Raw genomic sequence first — 24687 nt, 5'->3', positions numbered from 1 at the left:
TGTTTTTAACGACGGCCAGACAACGCAGGTAGTTTTTCAACAGCCTGTTGAGCCCGCCGCCGGTTGAAAAGCTGGGGCGGGCACCCCATCTGAGTTTCCATCCGGGCAAGTTCGCCCCGCAGCGTGGAGATTCACCCTTGACCACCATCGTTTCAGTGCGCCGCCACGGCAAGGTCGTGATGGCAGGTGACGGCCAGGTATCCCTCGGCAACACCGTCATGAAGGGCAACGCCAAGAAGGTGCGCCGCCTTTACCACGGCCAGGTACTGGCCGGCTTCGCCGGCGCTACCGCCGACGCCTTCACCCTGTTCGAGCGTTTCGAAGGCCAGCTTGAGAAACATCAGGGCCACCTGGTGCGCGCCGCCGTCGAGCTGGCCAAGGACTGGCGTACCGATCGCAGTCTGAGCCGCCTGGAAGCCATGCTGGCCGTGGCCAACAAGGACGCCTCGCTGATCATCACCGGCAACGGTGACGTCGTCGAACCCGAGGAAGGCCTTATCGCCATGGGCTCCGGAGGCAATTTCGCCCAGGCCGCCGCCCGTGCCCTGTTGATGAAGACCGACCTGTCCGCCCGCGAAGTGGCCGAGACTGCGCTGGGCATCGCCGGCGATATCTGCGTCTTCACCAATCACCACCAGACAATCGAGGAACTGGACGCGCCCGAGTGAGGCCTATCTAAAAACTACCTGCGTTGCCATCGCCGCGTTGAAAACAGGCTCGGAATGCTCATTTACAACAGTAAACTCCGCTTCCTCGCCTGTTTCCGCCTTGCGCTGACTGCCTCGCCTACGTTTTTAGAGAGCCCCAAGCGTCCACTTTTTATTGATTCGATAGCGAGCCAGATTCCATGTCCATGACGCCCCGCGAGATCGTCCACGAACTCAACCGCCACATCATCGGCCAGGACGACGCCAAGCGCGCCGTCGCCATCGCCCTGCGCAACCGCTGGCGGCGCATGCAGCTGCCGGCCGAACTACGCCAGGAAGTGACGCCAAAGAACATTCTGATGATCGGCCCGACCGGTGTCGGCAAGACCGAGATCGCCCGTCGCCTGGCCAAGCTGGCCAATGCCCCGTTCCTGAAAGTCGAAGCGACCAAGTTCACCGAGGTGGGCTACGTCGGCCGCGACGTCGAGTCGATCATCCGTGACCTGGCCGACGCCGCGGTGAAGATGCTGCGCGAGCAGGAAATGACCAAGGTACGCCACCGCGCCGAAGATGCCGCCGAGGAGCGCATCCTCGACGCCCTGCTGCCGCCTGCGCGCCAGGGCTTCGGCGACGAGCCAGCGCGCAGCGAGGATTCCAATACGCGTCAGCTGTTCCGCAAGCGCCTGCGCGAAGGTCAGTTGAACGACAAGGAAATCGACATCGAAGTAGCCGACGCCCCCATGGGTGTGGAGATCATGACCCCGCCAGGCATGGAGGAAATGACCAACCAGCTGCAGAACCTGTTCTCCAGCATGGGCAAGGGCAAGAAGAAGAGCCGCAAGCTCAAGGTCGCCGATGCCATGAAGCTGGTACGCGACGAGGAAGCCGCGCGCCTGGTCAACGAGGAAGAACTCAAGGCCCGTGCGCTGGAGGCTGTCGAGCAGCATGGCATCGTCTTCATCGACGAGATCGACAAGGTGGCCAAGCGCGCCAACGCCGGCGGCGCCGACGTCTCGCGTGAGGGCGTACAGCGCGATCTGCTGCCGCTGATCGAAGGCTGCACGGTCAACACCAAGCTGGGCATGGTCAAGACCGACCATATCCTGTTCATCGCTTCGGGCGCCTTCCACCTCAGCAAACCGAGTGACCTGGTGCCCGAGCTGCAGGGCCGTCTGCCGATCCGTGTCGAGCTCAAGGCCCTGAGCCCACAGGATTTCGAACGCATCCTCAGCGAGCCACACGCTTCGCTCACCGAGCAGTACAGTGCACTGCTGAAGACCGAAGGGCTGGATATCGAATTCGCCGAAGACGGCATCAAGCGCCTGGCGGAGATCGCCTGGCAGGTCAACGAAAAGACCGAGAACATCGGTGCCCGGCGCCTGCACACCCTGCTCGAACGCCTGCTGGAAGAGGTATCCTTCAGCGCCGGCGATCTGGCTGGCCAGCAGAACGGCGAACCGATCCGCATCGACGCGGCCTACGTCAACGGCCACCTCGGCGAACTGGCGCAGGACGAAGATCTGTCGCGGTATATTCTGTAAGTCCAGTCGCCGGTGACCGGCGCCATTCTGTAGGAACGGATTTATCCGCGAATTTCGCGGCTGAAGCGGAATGCCGCCCAGCCGCGCCTACAGAATGGCGGGATCACTCAACCGGTTATGCCTTAAAAGATCACGGAAATCAGCCATGCCCATCCCCAACGCGATCAAACTGCACAAGGCGTCGAGCACGCTGGAGCTGCGTTACGGCGAACAGAGTTACTCGCTCAGCGCCGAGTTCCTGCGCGTGCACTCCCCCTCGGCCGAAGTGCAGGGGCACGGCCAACCGATTCTGCAGACCGGCAAACTCAATGTCGGGCTCGAACGCATCGAACCCGCCGGCAACTATGCACTGAAATTGTGCTTCGACGACGGCCATGACAGCGGCCTGTTTACCTGGGAGTACCTGCACGAACTGGCCACCCGGCAGGACGAGCTGTGGGCCGACTACCTGGCGCAACTCAGCGCTGCCGGCAAGTCCCGCGACCCCAACGAGTCCGTCGTGCGCCTGATGCTCTGACTCGAGGCGCAAGCCTCGTCGCAGAGCGCCCGCACGCATTTCCCCGCCCATTACCCGGTAGTTAGAACGATTTTTCTAAACTATCGCGGCATACTCCTGCCCCATCGATCAGCTTGCCTAACGGCAAAAACTCGGGTAACCAAGGAACTGGCAGGTTCCCTGCATTTGGCCCAGTCAGATGCAATGCATGACGCGGACTTGATCCGCCCCCGGCAACCCGAGCAGTACCTGGCCCTTGTTTCGCCGCGAGCACGGCCAGTGCGCGACTCAGGACATTGGAGCGTCGTAGATGAGTGACAAGAATAACGAAGACCTGAAACGCCAGGCCTCGGAAAACACGCTGGGCCTCAACCCGGTGATTGGCATCCGCGGCAAGGATCTTTTGACCTCTGCCCGCATGGTGCTCGCCCAGGCACTCAAACAACCCTTCCACAGCGCCAAGCATGTCGCCCATTTCGGCCTCGAACTGAAGAACGTCATGCTCGGCCAGTCCGCGCTAAAGCCCGAAGACGGTGACCGCCGCTTTGCCGATCCGGCCTGGAGCCAGAACCCGCTGTACCGCCGCTACCTGCAGACTTACCTGGCCTGGCGCAAGGAGCTGCACGACTGGGTCGAGCACAGCTCGCTGTCCGAGCAGGACGCCAGCCGCGGCCACTTCGTGATCAACCTGATGACCGAAGCCATGGCACCCTCCAACAGCATGGCCAACCCGGCAGCGGTCAAACGTTTCTTCGAAACCGGCGGCAAGAGCCTGCTCGACGGCCTGTCGCACCTGGCCAAGGACATGGTGCACAACGGCGGCATGCCGAGTCAGGTGAATATGGAGGCCTTCGAGGTCGGCAAGAACCTGGCCACCACCGACGGCGCCGTGGTGTTTCGCAACGATGTGCTGGAGCTGATCCAGTACAAGCCGATCACCGAGAGCGTGCATGAGCGCCCGTTGCTAGTGGTGCCGCCGCAGATCAACAAGTTCTATGTCTTCGACCTGTCGCCGGACAAGAGCCTGGCGCGCTTCCTCCTGCGCAGCCAGGTGCAGACCTTCGTGGTCAGCTGGCGCAACCCGACCAAGGCGCAGCGCGAGTGGGGCCTGTCCACCTACATCGAGGCGCTCAAGGAAGCCATCGACGTCATCTGCGCCATCACCGGCAGCAAAGACGTGAACATGCTCGGCGCCTGCTCCGGTGGCCTGACCACTGCTTCGCTGCTCGGCCACTACGCCGCGCTCGGCCAACCTAAAGTCAATGCCCTGACCTTGCTGGTCAGCGTGCTCGACACCCAGCTCGACACCCAGGTAGCGCTGTTCGCCGACGAGAAGACCCTGGAAGCGGCCAAGCGCCGCTCCTACCAGGCCGGAGTGCTGGAAGGCAGCGACATGGCCAAGGTTTTCGCCTGGATGCGCCCCAACGACCTGATCTGGAACTACTGGGTCAACAACTACCTGCTCGGCAACGAGCCGCCGGTGTTCGACATTCTCTACTGGAACAACGACACCACACGCCTGCCGGCTGCGCTGCACGGCGAGTTCATCGAAATGTTCCAGACCAACCCGTTGACCCGTCCCGGCGCGCTGGAAGTGTGCGGTACGCCGATCGACCTCAAACAGGTCACCTGCGACTTCTTCGTCGTCGCCGGCACCACCGACCACATCACGCCATGGGATTCCTGCTACAAATCGGCTCATCTGTTCGGCGGCAAATGCGAGTTCGTGCTCTCCAACAGCGGCCATATCCAGAGCATTCTCAACCCGCCGGGCAACCCCAAGGCGCGCTACATGACCAATAGCGAGATGCCGCTGGACCCGAAAGCCTGGCAGGAAAGCTCGACCAAGCATGCCGACTCCTGGTGGCTGCATTGGCAAAGCTGGCTGGCCGAGCGCTCGGGCGAAACCAAGAATGCTCCACGGGCGCTGGGCAACAAGAAATTCCCGGCCGGCGAAGCCGCCCCGGGCACCTATGTACACGAACGCTGATCATCCACCTCAACCGCAGCGGCACCGGGAAGTGCCGCACGCCACGCGCCAGCCAGGCCGTGGCTAACCAGGTTTTCATCCTGGTAACTCTGGAGGCAGCCCGGACGGCCATCTCCAGCGCTCAACTCCACAGGGGCTGCGCCCATGCCGCAACCATTCGTATTCCGCACCATCGATCTCGATGGGCAGACCATCCGCACCGCGGTGCGGCCGGGCAACAGCCAGCTGGTGCCACTGCTGATCTTCAACGGCATCGGTGCAAACCTGGAATTGGTGATGCCCTTCGTCGCCGCCCTGGATCCGGAGCTGGAGATCATCGCCTTCGACGTCCCCGGCGTCGGTGGCTCATCGACACCGGCCACGCCCTACCGGTTTCCCGGTCTGGCCAAGCTGGCCGCACGCATGCTCGATTACCTCGACTACGGCCAGGTCAACGCCATCGGCGTGTCCTGGGGCGGCGCCCTGGCCCAGCAGTTCGCCCATGACTATCCCGAGCGCTGCAAGAAGCTGATTCTCGCCGCCACCTCGGCTGGCGCGGTGATGGTACCGGGCAAGCCCAAGGTGCTCTGGCGCATGGCCAGCCCGCGGCGCTACGTACAGCCGTCTTACGGTGTGCGCATCGCCCCCGATATCTATGGCGGCGCCTTCCGGCGCGATCCCAAGCTGGCCATGGCGCATGCGAGCAAGGTGCGCTCGGGCGGCAAGATGGGCTACTACTGGCAACTGTTCGCCGGCCTCGGCTGGACCAGCATCCATTGGCTGCACAAGATTCGCCAACCGACCCTGGTGATGGCGGGCGACGACGACCCGCTGATCCCGCTGATCAACATGCGCCTGCTCGCCTGGCGCATTCCCAACGCTGAGTTGCACATCATCGACGACGGCCACCTGTTTCTGGTGACCCGTGCCGAAGCGGTGGCGCCGATCATCATGAAATTTCTCGAAGAGGAGCGGCACCGTGCGGTGATGCACCCGCAGCCCACCCCGGTTCGCCAGCATTGACGGCACCGGCATGGTGCGCAATGTTCTGCATGCTCGAGAAAGGGGCCGGTGACGGCCCCTTCGCTTTTCGGTGCGGCGCTCTGGAATGCACGTTCCGCGCGCCTGGTACAGGGCTTGCTGCACGACGTGCATAAGCACAAGGTGCGTGTCAGGCAGTCCGCGCCATGAAAGTCTCTAGACGGATTGACGACGGAGTGTTGCCCCATGCGAGACAAGTCGAACCCGGCCTCACTGCCGGCACCTGCCACCTTCATGAATGCCCAAAGCGCAGTAGTGGGCGTACGCGGGCGCGATCTGTTATCGACCATGCGCCTGCTGGCCGCCCAGAGCCTGAAGAATCCAGTACGTAGCGGCCGGCATCTGCTGGCCTTCGGCGGCCAGCTGGGTCGCGTGCTGCTCGGCGATACCCTGCACAAGGTCAACCCGCAGGATGCACGTTTCGCCGATCCGACCTGGCACCTCAACCCTTTCTATCGACGTAGCCTGCAGGCCTATCTGGCGTGGCAGAAACAACTGGCGGCGTGGATCGACGACAGTGACCTGTCGGCCGATGATCGCGCCCGCGCACGCTTTCTCGCCTCGCTGATGAGCGACGCCCTGTCGCCGTCCAACAGCCCGCTCAATCCGCAGGCGGTAAAGGAGCTGCTCAACACCGGTGGCAGCAGTGCCTTCAAGGGTTTGCGCCACCTGCTCGACGACCTGCTGCATAACGACGGCCTGCCCAGCCAGGTCAGCAAGCACGCCTTCGAGGTCGGCCGTAATCTGGCCTGCACACCCGGCGCCGTGGTGTTTCGCAACGAGCTGCTGGAGCTGATCCAGTACAAGCCGATGAGCGAGAAGCAGTATCTGCGCCCACTGCTGATCGTGCCGCCGCAGATCAACAAGTACTACATATTCGACCTGTCCAACGACAAGAGCTTCGTCCAGTACGCGCTGAAGAACGGCCTGCAGACCTTCATGATCAGCTGGCGCAACCCCGATCCACGGCATCGCGAGTGGGGTCTATCGAGTTACGTGCAAGCCGTCGAGGAAGCCGTCGACGCCTGTCGCACCATCACCGGGGGCAAGGACGTCAACCTGCTCGGCGCCTGCGCGGGCGGCCTGACCATCGCGGCCCTGCAGGGCCACCTGCAGGCGCGCAGGCAGCTACGCAAGGTTGCCAGCGCCACCTATATGGTCAGCCTGCTCGACAGCCTGATCGACAGCCCGGCCATGCTCTTCGCCGACGAGGAAACCCTGGAGTCGGCCAAGCGCCGCTCCTATCAACATGGCGTGCTGGACGGCCGCGACATGGCCCGGGTGTTCGCCTGGATGCGCCCCAACGATCTGATCTGGAACTACTGGATCAACAATTACCTGCTCGGCAAGCAGCCACCGGCGTTCGACATCCTCTACTGGAACAACGACAACACCCGCCTGCCCGCGGCCCTGCATGGCGACCTGATCGACTTTTTCAAGCACAACCCGCTCAGCCGCGCCGGCGGGCTGGAGGTGTGCGGCACGCCGGTCGACCTGGCCAAGGTCAACGTCGACACCTTCAGCGTGGCCGGTATCAACGATCACATCACGCCCTGGGACGCGGTTTATCGCTCGACCCTGCTACTCGGCGGCAACCGCCGCTTCATCCTCTCCAACAGCGGGCATATCCAGAGCATTCTCAACCCGCCGGGCAATCCCAAGGCCAACTACTACGAGAATACCAAGCTCACCTCCGACCCGCGCGCCTGGTACCACGACGCCCAGCATCAACAGGGCAGCTGGTGGCCCCAGTGGCTGGAGTGGATTCAGGCGCGTTCCGGCGAGCAGCGGGAAACTGTGATGGCGCTGGGTAACCAGAACCATCCGGCCATGGAGGCGGCACCGGGCACCTACGTGCATATCCGCTGAAAGCGATGGCCGGCAGCGCAGCGGCCGGTTATCGTCAGCTCTTCGCGCCCAATCGAACAAGAAGCCAAGGATGAAAACCCGCGAACGCATTCTGCAAGCCGCCCTGCAGCTGTTCAACGAGCAGGGCGAGCCCAACGTCTCCACGCTGGAAATCGCCAACGAACTGGAGATCAGCCCGGGCAATCTCTACTACCACTTCCACGGCAAGGAACCGCTGGTGCTGGAGCTTTTCGAGCGTTTCCAGAGCGAGATGGCACCGCTACTCAACCCACCTGCCGAGGCCGAACTGGATGTCGAGGACTACTGGCTGTTCCTGCACCTGATCGTCGAACGCCTGTCGCAGTACCGCTTTCTCTTTCAGGACATGTCCAACCTGGCAGGACGCCTGCCGAAACTGGCGCGGGGCATTCGCCACTGGCTGAACGCGCTGAAGCGCACCCTGGCCGCTCTGCTCGCCCGCCTGATGGCGGACGGTCAACTCAACAGCTGCACCCAGGCACTCGGCCAACTGGTCGAGCAGATCACCCTGACCCTGCTGTTCTCCCTCGACTATCAGCGCATCCTCGATCAGGACGGAGAAGTCCGCCTGGTGGTGTACCAGATCATGATGCTGGTCGCGCCGCACCTGAACCAGCCATCACGCGGCACCGTCGAACACCTGGCACAGCGTTATCTGGAAGCCTGACGCACATCCGCAGTTGCTCGGCCACTTATGGCCTGAAATGAAAACGCCCGGCACCAGGCCGGGCGTTTTTGTTCCCGCGAAACTCAGGACGAGGCGGCGGGAGTTGCCGGAGTAGCTGCCGGAGCCGGTGCAGCTGCCGGGGTCGCAGCGGCCGTCGGGGCCGGAGCCGGTGCTGCCGGCTTCGGTGCAGCGGCCTTAGGCGCAGCTGGCTTTTTCGCCGCCGGTTTCTTCGCTGCAGCGGGTTTCGCGGCTGGTTTGGCCACTGCCGGCTTGGCGGCGGTCGCAGGCTTGGCTGCAGCGGCTGGCTTGGCAGCGGGTTTCGCTGCGGCCTTGGCTGCCGGCTTAGCTGCGGGTTTGGCAGCAGGTTTAGCGGCTGGCTTTGCAGCTGCAGGTTTCGCGGCAGCCTTAGCAGCGGCTGGTTTCGCTGCCGGCTTGGCTGCAGCTTTGGCGGCCGGTTTCACAACAGGTTTGGCAGCTGCTTTCGCGGCTGGCTTGACGGCGGCCTTGGCAGCAGGCTTGGGCGCAGCTTTGGCAGCGGGCTTGGCGACCGACTTGGCCGATACACCGGTGATTTTCTCCAGCTGCTTGGTCAGGCTGTCGACCTTGTCGTTCAATGCCTTGACCTCATTGCGGCTGGGCACGCCCAGGCGCGAGATGGCATTGTTCAGGCGCTTGTCGAAGGCTTCTTCCAGCTCGCCCCACTTGCCGATCGCCTTGCCCCGGACTTCGTCGACCTTGGACTTGGCAGAACCCACCTTGCTGCCGACGCCGGCTTTCACCGCGCCAACCTGCTTGTCGACTTCGCTCTTGGCCTGCTTCTCGGCCTTCTCGCCGTCCTTGACCAGAGTATCGAACAGCTTGGTGCCGTCCTTGCTGACCTTGGAGTAAGCGCCCAAGCCTGCCAACCAGATCTGACGCGAGTATTTCTCGACCTCGCCGATCCAGGAGCTGGTCTGTTTCTCGGTTTTCTTCTTAACAGCCATCCTGATCTCCTTATTTGGTACGCGCGACATGCTCGAGCAACGCGCTCAGCTCATCCAGCTTAGCAGAGAGTGCTTCAACATCCTGCTTGGACGGAATGCCGATGCGGTTCAGAGCGGAAGCCACACGAGTATCGAAAGCCTTCTCGATCTTGTCGAGTTGAACTTCGACCTTGCCTTTAACGCTGGTGACATTGGAGTTGACCGACTGTTTGACCGATTCGATCTGACTATTGGCGGCCTCGACCTGCTCGTCGACCAGCTTCTTGCCTTTGTTCTCGACACCTTCACCGGCCTTGACCAGCTCCTTGAAGTACTCGGCCCCCTCGGCACCCGCCTTGGCATACGCACCCAGGCCAGCGAGGTAGATCTTGCGGGCATAGCCCTTCACGTCGTCGAACAGACCGGCTTTGTCTTCGACCACGGCTTCGACTTTTTTCTTCACGGCGACTTTCGACATGGTGCACCTCACGCGCTTTGACAGTTAGCGGAAACGCCCACGGAATGCAGGCTTGGGTACACCCTAGGGAGAAAAATTAGAAATCACATACTAGGAGCAGCGGCAAGCTTCAAGCCGCAAGTTGCAAGCCCGCCCGAAGCCTATCAACCACTCCGTATCGCTTCTGCCCTTACTTGAAGCTAGTGGCTTGCCGCTTGAAGCTGCTTCTACGCCAAAGATTTGTCCAACACCTGCTCGATCTCGCGCTGGATCATGCCGCCCATGGGCGACAGCAGCAGCCCGAGCTTGAGCTCCACACGCACGGTATCTTCACCGACTGCGATGCTGCCGTCGGCGCCGCTGCGCTTGAACTCCAGGGTGTCGCCGTTCCAGCGATAGCGCACGTCGTACTCGCTGGCCAGACGTTCGGCCAGCCGCTCGGCCTTTTCACGGGCGCCCTCGCGACCGAGGGAATGGGATCGTTCGACACGAATGCGGGACATGGCAACTCCTTGAACTGGCAGCGCGCCGCAAGGCTGCGGCATGAGGTCACATCACTCTACCAGCCCGCTGCACGGCCGGGCACCCGAGCAAGACAAAGACTGCATGCAGCTTTAGAATGGGGCGGTTTTCTATCCGGTGAGAGCGACATGAGCGATCCACGCAAGGCCCAGGAGCAGGAACCCACCACCCACTTCGGTTTCCAGGACGTGCCGGAAAGCCAGAAGGCGGAGAAGGTAGCCGAAGTCTTCCACTCCGTGGCGGCCAAGTACGACCTGATGAACGACGTGCTGTCCGGCGGCCTGCACCGCCTGTGGAAGCGCTTCACCATCGAGCTGTCAGGTGTTCGCCCGGGCAATCGCGTGCTGGATATCGCCGGCGGTACCGGTGACCTGACGCGCAAATTCTCCAGCCTGGTCGGTCCGACCGGCGAAGTGGTGCTGGCCGACATCAACGACTCCATGCTCAAGGTCGGTCGTGATCGCCTGCTGGACAAGGGCGTGGCCGGCAACGTGCAGTTCGTCCAGGCCGACGCCGAGAAGCTGCCCTTCCCGGACAACCACTTCGACGTGGTCACCATCGCCTTCGGCCTGCGCAACGTAACGCACAAGGAAGATGCCCTGCGCTCCATGTTGCGCGTGCTCAAGCCGGGCGGGCGACTGCTGGTGCTGGAGTTCTCCAAACCAGGCAACCCGCTGCTGGCCAAGGCCTACGACACCTACTCGTTCAGCTTCATGCCGCTGGCCGGCAAGCTGATCACCAATGACTCGGACAGCTACCGCTACCTCGCCGAGTCGATCCGCATGCACCCGGATCAGGAAACTCTCAAGGCGATGATGGTCGACGCTGGTTTCGAGCGCGTGACCTACCACAACATGACCGGCGGCATCGTCGCCCTGCACAGAGGCATAAAGCCTTAATGCTGATCACGGGTTTGCTGGCTGGCGTCGAGACGGGCCTCAATCGCGTCCTGCGCCTCGATGGCACGGCACTGCCACGTCTCCAGGCACTCAGCGGCAAGGTTATCGCCGTGCACTGCCAGAGCCCGGCAATGGAGCTGTTCATCCTGCCCAGCGGCGACGGCCTGCAACTGGCTTCGCAGTGGCACGCCCCGGCCGACTGCACCCTCACCGCACCGGCTGCCAGCCTGGCACGCCTGGCGCTGAGCCGCGAGAAGACCGCCGTGCTGCATCGCCCGGAAGTATCGCTCGATGGCGACAGCGCCGTACTGCTGCAACTGGCTGGCGTCCTGCAGGATCTCGAGCTGGACTGGGAATACGAAATTTCGCGCTGGCTCGGCCCGGTAGCCACTACCCTGCTCGCCGGCCATTTGCGCAGCCGGGTGAACCTGGCCAGCAACGGCGCCGCCAGCCTCAAGCAAGACCTGGCCGACTACCTGGCCGAAGAATCACGAACCCTGGTGGGACAGCGCGAAGCCGATGTGCGCTTCGCCGAGCTGGACCAACTCAAACTCGCCCTCGACCGCCTGGAAGCACGCATCGAGCGCCTCACTTCTGCCAATAAGCCCGACGCATGAAGCTGCTTGCCGTTCGCCGTCTGCTGCGCATCCAGCGCGTAGTGATTCGCTATCAACTGGACGAGATGCTCTTCGAGCTGCCGCTGCCATTCTGGCTGCGCACCCTGTCCTGCCTGCTGCCCTGGCGCTGGCTGCCACGCAAGCCGCTGGCGCTGTCGCGTGGCGCACGCCTGCGCCTGGCGCTGGAGGACCTGGGGCCGATCTTCATCAAGTTCGGCCAGTTGCTGTCCACCCGTCGCGATCTACTGCCTCCGGACATCGCCGACGAGCTGGCGCACCTGCAGGATCGCGTACCGCCGTTCCCGGAGGATCAGGCCATCGCCCTGATCGAGCGCCAGCTGGGCGCGCCGGTGAGCGAGGTGTTCGCCCGCTTCGATAGCCAGCCGCTGGCCTCGGCCTCGGTAGCACAGGTACACGCCGCGCAGCTCAAGACCGGCGAGGAAGTGGTGGTCAAGGTCGTACGCCCTGGCCTCAAGCCGGTGATCCGCCAGGACCTGGCCTGGCTGTTCCTGATCGCCCGCATCGCTGAGAAGGCCTCGGCCGACGCTCGCCGCCTGCATCCCGTAGAAGTGGTCGGCGACTACGAGAAGACCATCTACGACGAACTCGACCTACTGCGCGAGGCGGCCAACGCCAGCCAGCTGCGGCGCAACTTCGAAGGATCGCCACTGCTCTACGTGCCGCAGGTGTACTGGGACCTGTGCCGCCCTCAGGTGTTGGTGATGGAGCGCATCTATGGCATTCCGGTGACCGACCTGGCCACCCTGGCCGACCAGCGCACCGACATGAAGCTACTGGCCGAGCGTGGCGTGGAAATCTTCTTCACTCAGGTGTTCCGCGACAGCTTCTTCCACGCCGACATGCACCCCGGCAACATCTTCGTCAGCACCCGCACACCCTGGAGCCCGCAGTACATCGCCATCGACTGCGGCATCGTCGGCAGCCTCACCGACGAGGATCAGAACTACCTGGCGCGCAACCTGCTGGCCTTCTTCAAGCGTGACTACCGCAAGGTCGCGCAGTTGCACATCGACTCGGGTTGGGTACCGGCAGAAACCAAGGTCAACGAATTCGAGGCGGCCATCCGCACCGTGTGCGAGCCTATTTTCGAAAAGCCGCTGAAGGACATCTCTTTCGGCCAGTTGCTGCTGCGCCTGTTCCAGACCGCGCGTCGCTTCAACATGGAAGTGCAGCCGCAGCTGGTACTGCTGCAGAAGACCCTGCTCAATATCGAAGGCCTGGGCCGCCAGCTGTATCCGGATCTGGACCTGTGGAGCACTGCCCAGCCCTACCTCGAACGGTGGATGCGCGAGCGCATCAGCCCGCTGCACCTGCTACGCAACCTGCAGCAACAGGCCGAGCAAGTGCCGCACCTGTCGCAGATCGCCCGCGATACCCTGGAACGCCTGCAGAGATCGCAGCAACGGGAAGAACAGCGCCCCAACCGCGACCAATGGCCGCTGCGCCTGCTCGGCGCTGCACTGATCGGCGCCGGCACCCTTCAAGGCCTGGCACCGCTGCTGGCCGCCTGGCCCGCCTGGCTGATGGTCGGTGGCGGACTCTATCTGGTGCTGCGCCGATAGCCAGCTAGCCACGGCACTGGCACACTTGGCGAATTGACAGTCCGGCAGCCCCGGCAGACTTGGAACACCGATGAACGATTGGCTCGACGAAATCCACTGGAACGAAGACGGCCTGGTGCCGGCCATCGCCCAGGACCACCAGACCGGCCGCATCCTGATGATGGCTTGGATGAACCGTGAATCCCTCGCCCTCACCGTCAGCGAACAGCGCGCCATCTACTGGTCGCGATCGCGCGGCAAACTGTGGCGCAAGGGCGAGGAATCCGGCCATGTCCAGAAGCTGCACGAGCTGCGCCTCGACTGCGACGCCGACGTCATCGTGCTGATGGTCGAGCAACTGGGCGGCATCGCCTGCCATACCGGACGTGAGAGCTGCTTCTACCGCGTATACGAGAATGGCAGCTGGAAAACCGTCGACGCCGTGCTGAAAGATCCGCACGCCATCTATGCAGGACATAGCCATGAGTGACACCCTGAGCCGACTGGCCGAAGTACTGGAAGCGCGCAAGGGTGCGGCACCCGACAGCTCCTACGTCGCCAGCCTGTATCACAAGGGCCTGAACAAGATTCTGGAAAAGGTCGGTGAGGAATCGGTGGAAACCATCCTCGCCGCCAAGGACGCCGCCACCAGCGGTGACTGCAAGGACCTGATCTACGAAACCGCCGATCTGTGGTTCCACAGCCTGGTCATGCTCGCCGCCCTTGGCCAGCATCCTCAGGCCGTGCTGGATGAACTGGATCGCCGTTTCGGTCTCTCCGGCCACGCGGAAAAAGCCGCGCGACCGCAATCCGAATAACTTTCACAACGGAGAACTCATCATGGGTTTCGGCGGCATCAGCATCTGGCAACTCCTGATCATCCTGCTCATCGTGGTCATGCTTTTCGGCACCAAGCGCCTGAAGAATCTGGGCTCGGACCTGGGTGACGCGATCAAGGGCTTCCGCAAATCGATGGACAACGGCGAAGCCGAAAAACCGGCCGTTGAGGAGCCCAAGGGGCAGACCATCGACGCCCAGGCACGCAAGGTCGAAGAGCCGGCGAAGAAAGACTAAGCCATGTTCGACATCGGTTTCAGCGAACTGCTGCTGGTCGGTCTGGTGGCCCTGGTGGTGCTCGGTCCCGAGCGCCTGCCCGGTGCCGTACGCACGGCCGGCCTGTGGGTCGGCCGGATCAAGCGCAGCTTCAACTCGATCAAGGCCGAGGTGGAGCGCGAAATCGGCGCCGACGAGATCCGCCGCCAGTTGCACAACGAGCGGATTCTCGAGCTGGAGCGGGAAATGAAGGCGATGAAGCAGGACATCCTCGACACCGCCAACCTCAAACCGGGTAGCGAGGCGAGCAAGAGCGCCGAAACCACGCAGCCCGCCGCCCAGGACAAGAATCCCCAGCCATGAGCAAACTGCCGGACGCCGACCAGGAAATGCCCCTGGTCTCGCACCTGACCGAGCTACGCACACGCCTGTTGCGCTGCGTCGTGATCATCCTGCTGATCTTCGCCGGGTTGTTCTACTTCGCGCAGGACATCTACGCCCTGGTCGCAGCGCCGCTACGTGCCTACCTGCCGGAAGGCGCGACGATGATCGCCACTGGCGTCGCTTCGCCCTTCCTCACGCCCTTCAAGCTGACCCTGATGTGCGCGCTGTTCCTCGGCATGCCGGTGATCCTGCACCAGGCCTGGGGCTTCATCGCACCGGGGTTGTACACCCACGAGCGACGCATCGCTGTGCCGCTGCTGATCTCCAGCATCTTCCTGTTCTACGCCGGCATGGCCTTCGCCTACTTCGTGGTGTTCCCGATCATGTTCGGCTTCTTCGCCAGCGTGACCCCGCAAGGGGTGGCGATGATGACCGACATCGGCCAGTACTTGGACTTCGTCCTGACCCTGTTCTTCGCTTTCGGCGTGGCCTTCGAGATCCCCATCGCCACCTTCCTGGTGATCTGGGTCGGCTTGATCGACGTCGCCACGCTGCGCAAGAGCCGCCCCTATGTGATCGTTGGCTGCTTCGTGGTCGGCATGGTGCTGACGCCGCCGGACGTGTTCTCGCAGACGCTGCTGGCCGTGCCGATGTGGCTGCTGTTCGAAAGCGGCCTGCTGGCAGGCGCACTGGTCAAGCGCAAACGCGACGAGGAACAGGCCGAGGAAGACGCCAAGCCCGAAGATCAGCCCCCCGCACCACTGTCGTGAATCTGCTGCTGCTGGAAGACGCCGACTTCGTCGACGTCGATTGGGTCCGCCTCACTGGCAGGCGCCTGAAGCACCTACATGAAGTGCATCGCGCCGAAGCGGGTGATCGTCTGCGCGTCGGCCGCCTTGGCGGGATGATGGGCGAAGGTCGACTGATCGCGCTGGATGCCGGACAGGCAGAGCTGCAGGTCAACCTCGACCAACCTCCACCGGCCAAGCTGCCGCTGACGCTGATCCTCGCCCTGCCCCGCCCGAAGATGCTCAAGCGCGTGCTGCAGACGGTCAGCGCCATGGGCGTACCACGCCTGGTGCTGGTCAACAGCTATCGCGTGGAGAAGAGCTTCTGGCAGACGCCATTTCTCGAGGCAGAGGCCATTCGCGAACAGCTGATCCTAGGTCTGGAACAGGCGCGTGACACGGCGCTGCCTGAGGTGAGCATCGAGAAACGCTTCAAGCCCTTCGTCGAGGACCGCCTGCCGGCGTTGGCAGCCGGCACGCTTGGCCTGACCGGCCATCCCGGTGATCACCCAGCCTGCCCGCGTGCAGTGCAGGAGCCAGTGACCTTGGCCATCGGCCCGGAAGGTGGCTGGATTCCCTACGAAGTCGAGCTGCTGCGTGAAGCCGCAGGCCTACAGCCGGTGCAACTCGGCGAGCGCATCTTGCGGGTGGAGACGGCGGTGCCGGCATTGCTGGCCAGGTTGTTCTAATCGCGTTCTTTGAACCGCTGAAGCGCGCGACGCACCCTACGGGCGGTGGACAAGTTTCGCATTGTCCACCCGATGCACAGCGCTGATTGCAGTCGCGGCTGAAGCCCCTCCCACAGGGAGGTGACATGCCTGCTTTTGCCAGCGCATCCACACTCTTGTGGGAGGGGCTTTAGCCGCGAAAGCTGTGAAGGTCCCTCAACGCCAGGCTCACACCTCGAGCAGAAATGTCACCGGCCCATCGTTGACCAGATGCACCTGCATATTGGCGCCGAAGCGTCCGGTAGCGACCTGCGGGTGCTGGGCCTTGGCCAGTTCGACCAAGCCGTCGAACAGAGCTGCACCTTGCGCCGGCGGTGCAGCGCTGGAGAAGCTGGGGCGCATACCGCTCTTGGTGTCAGCCGCCAATGTGAACTGCGAGACCAGCAACAGTCCGCCCTGCACATCCGTCAGCGAGCGATTCATCTTGCCCGCTTCATCGCTGAACACGCGGTAGTTCAGCAGCTTGTGCAGTGCGCGCGACAGACTGGCCTGATCGTCCTGCGGCTCGATGCCGACCAGCGCCAGCAGGCCCTGATCGATGCGGCCGACCACTTCCCCCTCCACCTCCACCCGCGCCTCACTGACGCGCTGGATCAGCAGCTTCAAGCATCCTCCGGCGGCAGATCGAGCAGGCGGCGGGCCATCTGCTCAGCGGCCCGGATCAGTGCATCGGTGATACCAGGCTCCGCAGCCGAGTGGCCGGCGTCACGGATGATCTGCAATTCACTGTTGGGCCAGGCCTGATGCAGCGCCCAGGCGTTGTCCAGCGGACAGATGGCGTCGTAGCGACCATGCACGATGATGCCCGGCAGGTGGGCGATCTTCGCCATGTCGCGGAGCAGTTGGTTCGGTTCGAGAAAGGCATCGTTGACGAAGTAGTGACACTCGATCCGGGCGATTGACAGCGCACGATGTGCATCGCTGAAGCGCTCCACCACCTGGGTGTTCGGGCGCAACGTGGCGGTGCGCCCCTCCCAGGTCGACCAGGCCTTGGCTGCATGCATCTGGGCGATCTGATCGGTACCGGTCAGGCGCTTGTAGAAGGCCTGCATCAGGTCGCCGCGCTCCTCTGGCGGAATCGGCGCGACATAGTCCTCCCAGTAATCGGGGAACAGGCGGCTGGCGCCTTCCTGATAGAACCAGCTGAACTCCTGAGGCCGGCACAGGAAGATGCCGCGCAGAATCAGCCCGTGCACGCGCTGTGGATGTGCTTGCGCGTATGCCAACGCCAGGGTGGAACCCCAGGAGCCGCCGAACAGTACGAACCTGTCGATCCCCAGGTGCTCGCGTATACGCTCGATATCGCCGATCAGCGCCTGGGTGGTGTTGTTCTCCAGGCTTGCGTGAGGTGTGGAACGGCCACAGCCGCGCTGGTCGAAGGTAACGATGCGATATAGTGCAGGATCGAAATAGCGGCGACTGGCAGAATCACAGCCGGCTCCTGGGCCACCATGAATGAACAATACCGGCAACCCATCCGCCGAACCGCTCTCGTCGACGTACAGCATGTGCGGCGCCTCGACCGCCAGCTCATGGCGTGCGTAGGGTTTGATCTCCGGATACAAAGTCTGCATGGTTGGCTCCTGTTCGATGGGCTACAACTGCCGTGTCCGCTCTGCCCGGCATCATAACCATGAAAAGGAAGTTCAGCATGTCGATGCGTCATCTATCCTGGTCGCTGTTTGTTTCCCTCACCCTCCTGCTCGTCGGCTGCGGTGGTCGTGACGACCCGCAGGCTGCACTGGAAGCTGCCGTACAGCAGTTGCAGGACAATATCGAAGCCAAGAGCACCAGCGCGGTGATGGACCAGTTGCATGATGATTTCCTGGCCCGCCAGGAGCTTGACCGCGAATGGGCCAAGCGCACCATGACCCTACTGTTCCTGCGCCACAAGAACATCAAGGTGCTCGCCCTGGGTAAGAACAGCTGGATCGACTCGGCGATCAGCAGCAAGGGCTACACCGAGGCTCAAGTGGGCCTGAGCGGTGCCGAAGGGTTGATTCCCGATAGTGCACGGCACTATTCGGTGAAACTGGAGTGGTGGCTCGACGGTAGCGAATGGAAGCTCGCCCGCCTGGATTGGGAGTGACGGCGTAGCCCGGATGCGATCCGGGGATATTCCCCCGGGACGCATCCGGCTATGGTCAGCTGTGGGTCAGTCAGCCTGGCGCCAGATCAGATCCGAGGTCACGTAACCTTGCTCACGTGCGATGCTGAGCAGCTTGTCCCGGGTTTCCTGGTCAATTTCCGGGGTGCGCGACAGCAGCCACAGGTACTTGTGCTCCGGGTGGCCAACCAGCGCCACGCGGTAATCCTCGTCGTGGTAGATCACCCAGTAATCGCCCTTAATCGGCAGCAACTTGCTGGCCCAGTTATCGAAGCGTACCCACAGCTTGTCGGTCTTGCCCTCGACCTGAGGCTCGGCAACGCCATTGGCCTCGATCCACTCACCGCCCTTGTCGCGGCAGCGGTTGGTGACGTCGATGCGGCCATCGTCACGCAGAGCGTAATGCGCTTCGGACTGCACGCAGTTGCGCTGGAAGAACATCGGCAGGCGCGCCAACTCGTACCAGGTGCCCTGGTAGCGCTGCAGGTCAACCTGCATGGTCTGCGGTGGCGGTTTCTGGATACTGCCGGTACCCGAGTTGGCGCAACCGGCGAGGGCGAGAATGGCGCTGGCGATTAGGATCGAACGCATGGAAGCTCCTGTTTACTTGAGTCCCTTGCCGGAGAACAGCATGACCTTGTCCCCGGCGTACTGGACGCTGATGTAAGCCTTGTCGTCACCCCAGGTGCAGCTGGTCATCCCCAGCGCACCGGCGCACTCGCCCGGCGCGCCGAGCAGGCTTTCCACTTCCTGCTTGCTCATGCCCGCTTTGAGCTTGGAATAGTTTTCCTGATTGATCTTGCTGCAAGCGGCGAGCAGGCAGCAGGCGAGCAACGCGACGATACGCATCGACATGGATGAAGCTCCTGATGGGAAGGTGCCAGCAAGCTTGGCATAGCCGGCGGCGACTTGCCCGGTTGGAGTTCAGAAACGCGAGCCGGGTTCCCGCAGGAAGGCCAGTTCTTCGTCAGTGGAGGCGCGCCCCAAAATCGCATTGCGATGGGGAAAACGAGCGAAACGGGCGATTATCCGCTGGTGGCGCTGGGCAAAATCGAGAAAATCGGCGAATACCGCGTGGTCGTCGACGGCGGCCTCGTCGAGCAGCTCACTGAACAGCTCCACGGCGCGATCCTGCAACCACAGGTCTTCGGCGTGCTCGTAGACCAGATAGGCGAAGACCCGCTGGATCGGCGTCAGCCGACGATCCCAGCCGCGCTCCAGCCCCTTCTGCAACAGCGGTCGGGCCAGGCTGTCACCGGCGAAGGCGCGTGGCGTATCGCGATAGATCATGCGCGGCAGTTGGTCGAGCAGGATCAGTTGCGCCAGCCACCCCTGCGGCTCGTCCGCCCAGCCCGGCAGTTCGCCGGTCAGCGCCTGCTCGACCAGCGCACCGAAACGCACCTTGGCCTCATGGTCCTGACTGTCGCGCTTGCCGAACCACAGCCTCTGGCGCGCCGCCGCCACCTCGGTGGCCGTGCCGGGATCGGCACCGAACCACCAGTCGAGCAGCGACTGCCAGGCGTGCATTAGTCGCGGTGGTAGGCGGTGATACGCAGCACTTCTTCCTTGGAACCAAGGAATACCGGCACGCGCTGGTGCAGGGAAGTGGGCTGGATATCGAGGATGCGCTGGCTGCCATCGGTAGCAGCGCCACCCGCCTGCTCGATGATCATCGACATCGGGTTGGCTTCGTACATCAGGCGCAGCTTGCCGGGTTTCTCAGGCTCGCGAGCATCTCGCGGATACATGAACACACCGCCACGGGTGAGGATGCGATGCACGTCAGCCACCATCGAGGCGATCCAGCGCATGTTGTAGTTACGCCCCAGCGGCCCGGTTTCACCGGCCAGCAGCTCGGAAACGTAACGCTGCACCGGGGCTTCCCAGTGGCGCTGGTTGGACATGTTGATGGCGAATTCCTTGGTCGACTCCGGCACCTTGATGTTGTCGTGGGTGAGCACGAAGCTGCCCAGCTCACGATCCAGGGTGAAGCCCTTCACGCCATCACCGAGGGTCAGCATCAGCATGGTCTGCGGACCATAGATGGCGTAGCCGGCCGCGACCTGCTGGGTGCCCGGCTGGAGGAAGGCCTCTTCGCCCAGGTCGCCGGTTTCACCGTTGCGCTCAGGGCAACGCAGCACCGAGAAGATGGTGCCGACCGAGACGTTGACGTCGATGTTGCTGGAGCCGTCCAGCGGGTCGAATACCAGCAGGTAGGCGCCCTTGGGGTACTTGCCGGGAATCTGGTAGGCGTTGTCCATTTCCTCGGACGCCATACCGGCCAGGTGGCCGCCCCATTCGTTGGCTTCGAGCAGAATCTCGTTGGAAATCACGTCGAGCTTCTTCTGCACCTCACCCTGCACGTTCTCGCTGTCCAGGCTGCCCAGTACGCCGCCGAGGGCGCCCTTGGAAACCTGATGGCTGATCGCTTTGCAGGCACGCGCCACGACTTCGATAAGGAAACGCAGGTCGGCCGGGGTGTTGTGGCTGCGAGTCTGCTCGATCAGGTAGCGGCTCAGGGTGACACGGGACATGGACGGCTCCGGAAAGGGAAAAAACGCGCGCAGTTTAACCCGTTCCCGCCATGGCCGCCTCCCTGAGGCCACGACGAGCAGGAGAAAATGACAAAGCGCACTTAGGACCGACTAATAGGAGAGTAAGTTGGCCTCGAAAACGACCCTTAGAGCTCTAGTGACAAGGAAAGATTCAAACCATGCTGGGCTTCATCGTCTGCATGCCGGTAGCTATAGCTACCACGTAGCGACAAGCCGTTCCCCAAGCTGTGGCTAACGCCGACATGGCCACGCCACATCCGGTCATCGGGTTGATAGCCTGGTAGTTCAAAACCAATCCCAGGCAGGCTATTCAGAGCCATACGCACTTCGCTTGGGTCGTTTTCATATTCTCTCTCCATCGCCAACTCACCGAACAACCGAGTTTGCGGAGTGAGATCGTAAAGACCCTGCAGGCCTGCACCCAGACGTTTGGATTTACGCACTTGGTCAGAGTAAGTCAGGGCCGTGGAGCGTTGACCAGCCTCAGCATAGCCGTCCACTTCGATCCGCACATAGTCGGCGCTCAGGAAAGGGCTCAAGTGCCACTGGCTGCCCGGCTGAGCGATGTCGTAGCCGAAGCGACCACTAACCGCCCACAGATTGCCATCGGTATCGCCCTTTTCCGAGTTGGTGGCAGGACCAATAGCAAATTTCCGCTTGAGATCATCGTAGTCGAGACGACCGACACTGGCAGACAGATCGCCCCACCAGCGATTGTGCTGATACTGCGCAAATGCGGTACCCAAGTAGCTACGCAGATCGTAATCGGAGTCTGCGGCACCCGCTTCCAGACTCTGCTGGTAGAGGCCGGCAGCCACCCCCAGACGCCAAGCGTCATCGAGTCGATAACTGGTTCCGAAGTTGAGGCTGTAGCCATTGCCATCGGCATCGCCACGCTGCAGATCGTAATCCAGTCGTTGGCCGCCCGTATTGATGAAAGCACGCCACTGCCCTACCCCTTGCCACGCTTCCCAATCGGCAAGCCATTGAGCTCGCAATTGGTCCTGGTGACCACGAAGCGTCCCCATCGCCATTTCAGGCAGAAGCGTGACCTCCCACGGTGCCGCGAGAAGCGAGTAGGCATAGTCTGCAATGATACGCTGCCCAGCGATCGTCGGATGAACGCTATCGTTGAACAGTAGCTTGGTCGGGTCAGGGGCAGTGCCATTAATCCCGTAAACCGGATGTGGGTTGCTGCAACCATCGAAGCAGCTCCCGATTACCGCATCGCGGTCATTGACCAGGCCGTAACGACCGGGATCAGCCAAAGTTTCCGAAAGATTGAGCGGGATATTCAGCGGAATCACATTGGCATTGACCGTTGCCAACTGACTTACCACCTCTTGGTTGAAGTCGCTTCCCAGGCCGGAAACGAAGTCCTGCAGTCCACCACCGTAGAAATTCGGTGTCAGACCGATATCCGGCAGCAGCCACACCATGATGTAGCGCGCACCTGCCTGCTGCAGAACCTCGACGCTTTCGACCAGTCGACCGGCAGCCGCTTGCGCGCTGGCAGTGTCGACTACACGGAACTGAAGAAAGTCGTTACCGCCCCCGGTGAGGTAGTACAACGCATTGGGGTCGGCACGCCCGCCGCTGGACGCCAGGTATCCACCTGGACCAGTAATGCTATTGAGTATCTGGTCTGTACGATAACCACCAACCGCCCAGTTGTTGCCACCCTCAACCGAATTTGCCGGCCCCAGACCTGCTCCGTCCAAGCCAAGAGCATCGCCAAGCAGCATGGGCGCCACCGGACCGAACACTTCGCCACTTCCGTCCTGATAGGTAGGGCCAACTCGATTGGTGAAACGGGTAGTAGCACCAGCAGGGCCGTCAGCATCAGCAAACCAGCCTGCATCACTGAGGCTGTCACCAAATACATACAATGCACTGTAGGGAGCAGCGTAAAGAGGATAAGCGCTAGCCAGCAAACAGGCAGCTGCCAGCGGTTTGAGCAGACGTTTCATGGCAAGTCCTTATTGTTGTTGGAATGAACTTCACAACAAATGTAGCGACTCCTGCGCTGAAAAACATCCAGTTGGCTGCGATATTCACTCTATGAAGCCAAAGCTATACGGTTCCTTCCTCCTCGCTTGGCTGAATAAAGAGCCATATCTGCTGCTTGCAACAGCTCATCAAGTTTCTCGCCATTGGTGGGCCATACGGCTATTCCAGCAGACAGTGTCACTGGCAGCGCGCCTATGCGCGTCGGCTGGTCCATGTCGGCCAACTGCAGGCGCAACGATTCGAGGCGCACTTCCGCAGCCTGGGCATCCAACCCTGGCAATATCAGCAGAAACTCCTCACCACCGATACGGAACACGGCATCGGTGCTGCGCAGGTTGTCCAGCAGGTGCTGCGCCACGGCCTTGAGTACATCGTCGCCGACCAGATGGCCACACTCGTCGTTGAGTCGTTTGAAATGGTCGAGGTCGATCAGCGCCAGTGCCAAGGGCAGACTTTCGCGCTGCGCCCTGGCCAGTTCACGGTCGAAGAATTCATCCAGATAGCGGCGGTTGTAGAGCCCGGTCAGCGGGTCGCACAACGCCTGCTCACGCAGTTGCTCGTGCAGTACGGAAATGGTGCGCAGGCGCTCCTCACTGACGGCCAGGGCCTCGGCCAGCTTCAGTTCGGCGAGATGCCGCAACGTGACGTCACGCACGTAGAGCATGCGCCCAAGCAGAACCGGACCGTTGCGTGTGGCGCGCTCGATCCCGCGCACACGCACTTCGTAGTAGCGCGCGGCGCTGGTCAGGCTGAGCATCTGCTCGCTCGCCTCGCCTTGGTGCTGTTCGAGCAAGCGTTGCAGATCGGCACCGAATACCGGCCAGTCGACCAGTGCTCGCCCCTGCCAGCCCTGCTGCAGGCCGGCCAGCTTGAGCGCTGCCGGGTTGGCCTCGATCACCCGCCCGCGCGGATCGACCACCAGCACCGGATCGATCAGGGCCTCGAGCAGCAGGTGACGCGCCACCGGCAGCAGGTCGAACAGGCGCACACCGAGAATCAGCCAGGCGAAGGCGACCAGGGTGAAAGCGAAGCAGAACGGCGTGGGGTCGACGCCAAATACGGTCCAGCCGAACACCACGTAGGCGATGTTGGCCGTCCAGGGCGCTGCCGTGACCAGTACGAAGCCCAGATAATGCCGCCGATGCAACCCGTGGCTGAGTACCGCTGCACGCACTACCACGCCCATGCAGAACGCCATCAGCAGGTAGACATAAGCAGCGGTGGCGTAGAACAGCGGACCATGTCGATAACGCACCGGAGCCCCTGGACTGTCATCGATTGGGCCGGTGCTGGCAAGGTAGAACAGGTTGTGCCAGGGGTTACTCAGCGCAATGATCCAGACCAGCACCGGCATGAGGCTCAGCGCCAGCACCCCGGCACGCGGCACCGGCGTGCGCACGCTATTGACGTACTGCCATAGAAATACCGCCCAGAACGTGGGCGTGAAGAGGATGCCGAGCCAGGCCAGGCCGGAGAGGAACATCTTGCACTCTGCCGACATCACGCTCAGTTCAAGTGAGGCGCAGGCCATCCACCAGAGGCTGGAAAGATGCAGCAGTATGAAACTGTCGCGTCCGGGAAAGTCGCGCTGACGGGTCATCCAGTGCGCCAGCAGGATGACGCCGAAGCACACCAGCAAAGTGACGAGAACCGGCGGCGACGGTGACCAACCTGGCGCCATGCAGGCCTGTATCAACGGAGCCTCCGTTGGCAGACGCCCTCGACGGAGGAGGCGACGAAGCGAGTCGAGATACGCAAGCGGGCCTTCCTGACCAGAGTAGAGGGCGCCGGCGCC

Annotated in this window: 28 protein-coding genes; 17 read left to right on the top strand and 11 right to left on the bottom strand. The window is 62.4% G+C overall.

Features of this window, described 5'->3' with window-relative positions; translation table 11 throughout:
- The first annotated feature begins 137 nt into the window (after positions 1-137).
- From hslV to EL191_RS02890, 7 genes are all read left to right on the top strand, one after another.
- Positions 138-668 (top strand): ATP-dependent protease subunit HslV, encoded by a 531-nt coding sequence (gene hslV / locus EL191_RS02920; protein WP_024306625.1) that lies wholly within the window; start codon positions 138-140, stop codon positions 666-668.
- A 179-nt stretch (positions 669-847) separates the two neighbouring features.
- The gene (gene hslU, locus EL191_RS02915) at positions 848-2188 is read left to right on the top strand and encodes an HslU--HslV peptidase ATPase subunit (protein WP_013713718.1); all 1341 of its coding nucleotides are present in this window, start codon (positions 848-850) and stop codon (positions 2186-2188) included.
- Positions 2189-2333: 145 nt separating this feature from the next.
- Positions 2334-2705 (top strand): gamma-butyrobetaine hydroxylase-like domain-containing protein, encoded by a 372-nt coding sequence (locus EL191_RS02910; RefSeq protein WP_041976345.1) that lies wholly within the window; start codon positions 2334-2336, stop codon positions 2703-2705.
- A 289-nt stretch (positions 2706-2994) separates the two neighbouring features.
- Positions 2995-4674: a class II poly(R)-hydroxyalkanoic acid synthase gene (phaC, locus tag EL191_RS02905; protein ID WP_013713716.1), complete on the top strand. Its 1680-nt coding sequence runs from the start codon at positions 2995-2997 to the stop codon at positions 4672-4674.
- Positions 4675-4818: 144 nt separating this feature from the next.
- A complete protein-coding gene (gene phaZ, locus EL191_RS02900) occupies positions 4819-5676 on the top strand; it encodes a poly(3-hydroxyalkanoate) depolymerase (RefSeq protein ID WP_013713715.1) in 858 nt (285 codons plus the stop codon).
- Between the two features lie 204 nt (positions 5677-5880).
- Complete coding sequence (gene phaC, locus EL191_RS02895) at positions 5881-7563, top strand: class II poly(R)-hydroxyalkanoic acid synthase (RefSeq protein WP_041976342.1); 1683 nt, start codon at positions 5881-5883, stop codon at positions 7561-7563.
- 70 nt (positions 7564-7633) lie between these two features.
- A complete protein-coding gene (locus tag EL191_RS02890) occupies positions 7634-8248 on the top strand; it encodes a TetR/AcrR family transcriptional regulator (RefSeq protein WP_041976339.1) in 615 nt (204 codons plus the stop codon).
- 83 nt (positions 8249-8331) lie between these two features.
- Here EL191_RS02890 and EL191_RS02885 read toward each other — a convergent pair whose 3' ends face one another.
- The 3 genes from EL191_RS02885 to EL191_RS02875 form a co-directional block, all read right to left on the bottom strand.
- A complete protein-coding gene (locus EL191_RS02885; RefSeq protein WP_041976336.1) occupies positions 8332-9231 on the bottom strand; it encodes a phasin family protein in 900 nt (299 codons plus the stop codon).
- A 10-nt stretch (positions 9232-9241) separates the two neighbouring features.
- Positions 9242-9688: a phasin family protein gene (locus tag EL191_RS02880; protein WP_013713711.1), complete on the bottom strand. Its 447-nt coding sequence runs from the start codon at positions 9686-9688 to the stop codon at positions 9242-9244.
- 206 nt (positions 9689-9894) lie between these two features.
- Positions 9895-10170, bottom strand: coding sequence for a polyhydroxyalkanoic acid system family protein (locus EL191_RS02875; protein ID WP_013713710.1), 276 nt, complete (start codon positions 10168-10170; stop codon positions 9895-9897).
- 147 nt (positions 10171-10317) lie between these two features.
- Between EL191_RS02875 and ubiE the strand changes: the two genes are divergently transcribed.
- From ubiE to EL191_RS02830, 9 genes are all read left to right on the top strand, one after another.
- On the top strand, positions 10318-11088 hold the full coding sequence (gene ubiE / locus EL191_RS02870; protein WP_013713709.1) for a bifunctional demethylmenaquinone methyltransferase/2-methoxy-6-polyprenyl-1,4-benzoquinol methylase UbiE: 771 nt from the start codon (positions 10318-10320) through the stop codon (positions 11086-11088).
- The gene (locus EL191_RS02865) at positions 11088-11705 is read left to right on the top strand and encodes a ubiquinone biosynthesis accessory factor UbiJ (protein WP_041976334.1); all 618 of its coding nucleotides are present in this window, start codon (positions 11088-11090) and stop codon (positions 11703-11705) included. Before ubiE ends, EL191_RS02865 begins: the two co-directional genes overlap by 1 nt.
- Positions 11702-13288: a ubiquinone biosynthesis regulatory protein kinase UbiB gene (gene ubiB / locus EL191_RS02860; RefSeq protein ID WP_013713707.1), complete on the top strand. Its 1587-nt coding sequence runs from the start codon at positions 11702-11704 to the stop codon at positions 13286-13288. Before EL191_RS02865 ends, ubiB begins: the two co-directional genes overlap by 4 nt.
- A gap of 70 nt (positions 13289-13358) precedes the next feature.
- Complete coding sequence (gene hisI, locus EL191_RS02855; RefSeq protein ID WP_017360538.1) at positions 13359-13757, top strand: phosphoribosyl-AMP cyclohydrolase; 399 nt, start codon at positions 13359-13361, stop codon at positions 13755-13757.
- Complete coding sequence (locus EL191_RS02850) at positions 13750-14085, top strand: phosphoribosyl-ATP diphosphatase (protein WP_013713705.1); 336 nt, start codon at positions 13750-13752, stop codon at positions 14083-14085. The genes hisI and EL191_RS02850 overlap by 8 nt, the downstream gene beginning before the upstream one ends.
- Positions 14086-14107: 22 nt before the next feature.
- Entirely contained in the window at positions 14108-14341 is a 234-nt protein-coding gene (gene tatA / locus EL191_RS02845) for a twin-arginine translocase TatA/TatE family subunit (RefSeq protein WP_013713704.1), read from the top strand.
- Between the two features lie 3 nt (positions 14342-14344).
- Positions 14345-14683: a Sec-independent protein translocase protein TatB gene (tatB, locus tag EL191_RS02840; RefSeq protein ID WP_017360540.1), complete on the top strand. Its 339-nt coding sequence runs from the start codon at positions 14345-14347 to the stop codon at positions 14681-14683.
- Positions 14680-15474, top strand: a complete 795-nt coding sequence (tatC, locus tag EL191_RS02835) for a twin-arginine translocase subunit TatC (protein WP_013713702.1) — start codon at positions 14680-14682, stop codon at positions 15472-15474. The genes tatB and tatC overlap by 4 nt, the downstream gene beginning before the upstream one ends.
- Positions 15471-16181 carry a 16S rRNA (uracil(1498)-N(3))-methyltransferase gene (locus tag EL191_RS02830; protein WP_041976330.1) on the top strand — a complete coding sequence of 237 codons (711 nt, stop codon included), beginning with the start codon at positions 15471-15473 and terminating at the stop codon, positions 16179-16181. Before tatC ends, EL191_RS02830 begins: the two co-directional genes overlap by 4 nt.
- A 207-nt stretch (positions 16182-16388) precedes the next feature.
- Here EL191_RS02830 and dtd read toward each other — a convergent pair whose 3' ends face one another.
- Together dtd and pip are read right to left on the bottom strand one after the other, a co-directional pair.
- Entirely contained in the window at positions 16389-16826 is a 438-nt protein-coding gene (gene dtd, locus EL191_RS02825) for a D-aminoacyl-tRNA deacylase (RefSeq protein WP_017360542.1), read from the bottom strand.
- A complete protein-coding gene (gene pip, locus EL191_RS02820; RefSeq protein WP_041976327.1) occupies positions 16823-17794 on the bottom strand; it encodes a prolyl aminopeptidase in 972 nt (323 codons plus the stop codon). Before pip ends, dtd begins: the two co-directional genes overlap by 4 nt.
- A gap of 77 nt (positions 17795-17871) precedes the next feature.
- On the opposite strand from pip, the gene EL191_RS02815 reads away from it, so the two are divergent.
- Positions 17872-18309, top strand: coding sequence for a hypothetical protein (locus EL191_RS02815; RefSeq protein ID WP_017360544.1), 438 nt, complete (start codon positions 17872-17874; stop codon positions 18307-18309).
- A gap of 66 nt (positions 18310-18375) precedes the next feature.
- Here the strand turns inward: EL191_RS02815 and EL191_RS02810 are convergent, their stop codons facing one another.
- The 6 genes from EL191_RS02810 to EL191_RS02785 form a co-directional block, all read right to left on the bottom strand.
- Positions 18376-18918, bottom strand: coding sequence for a lipocalin family protein (locus EL191_RS02810; protein WP_041976324.1), 543 nt, complete (start codon positions 18916-18918; stop codon positions 18376-18378).
- Between the two features lie 12 nt (positions 18919-18930).
- On the bottom strand, positions 18931-19182 hold the full coding sequence (gene bamE, locus EL191_RS02805; RefSeq protein ID WP_017360545.1) for an outer membrane protein assembly factor BamE domain-containing protein: 252 nt from the start codon (positions 19180-19182) through the stop codon (positions 18931-18933).
- Positions 19183-19251: 69 nt separating this feature from the next.
- A complete protein-coding gene (locus EL191_RS02800; RefSeq protein WP_041976321.1) occupies positions 19252-19854 on the bottom strand; it encodes a DUF924 family protein in 603 nt (200 codons plus the stop codon).
- Positions 19854-20861, bottom strand: a complete 1008-nt coding sequence (locus EL191_RS02795; protein ID WP_013713694.1) for a class 1 fructose-bisphosphatase — start codon at positions 20859-20861, stop codon at positions 19854-19856. The genes EL191_RS02800 and EL191_RS02795 overlap by 1 nt, the downstream gene beginning before the upstream one ends.
- Before the next feature lie 146 nt (positions 20862-21007).
- Complete coding sequence (estP, locus tag EL191_RS02790) at positions 21008-22852, bottom strand: esterase EstP (RefSeq protein ID WP_041976319.1); 1845 nt, start codon at positions 22850-22852, stop codon at positions 21008-21010.
- A gap of 89 nt (positions 22853-22941) precedes the next feature.
- Complete coding sequence (locus EL191_RS02785) at positions 22942-24573, bottom strand: histidine kinase N-terminal 7TM domain-containing diguanylate cyclase (protein WP_218874452.1); 1632 nt, start codon at positions 24571-24573, stop codon at positions 22942-22944.
- Positions 24574-24687 lie beyond the last annotated feature (114 nt).

The sequence above is a fragment of the Pseudomonas mendocina genome, assembly GCF_900636545.1.
Lineage (GTDB): Bacteria > Pseudomonadota > Gammaproteobacteria > Pseudomonadales > Pseudomonadaceae > Aquipseudomonas > Aquipseudomonas mendocina.
This window is presented reverse-complemented; position numbering and strand designations above follow the sequence as displayed.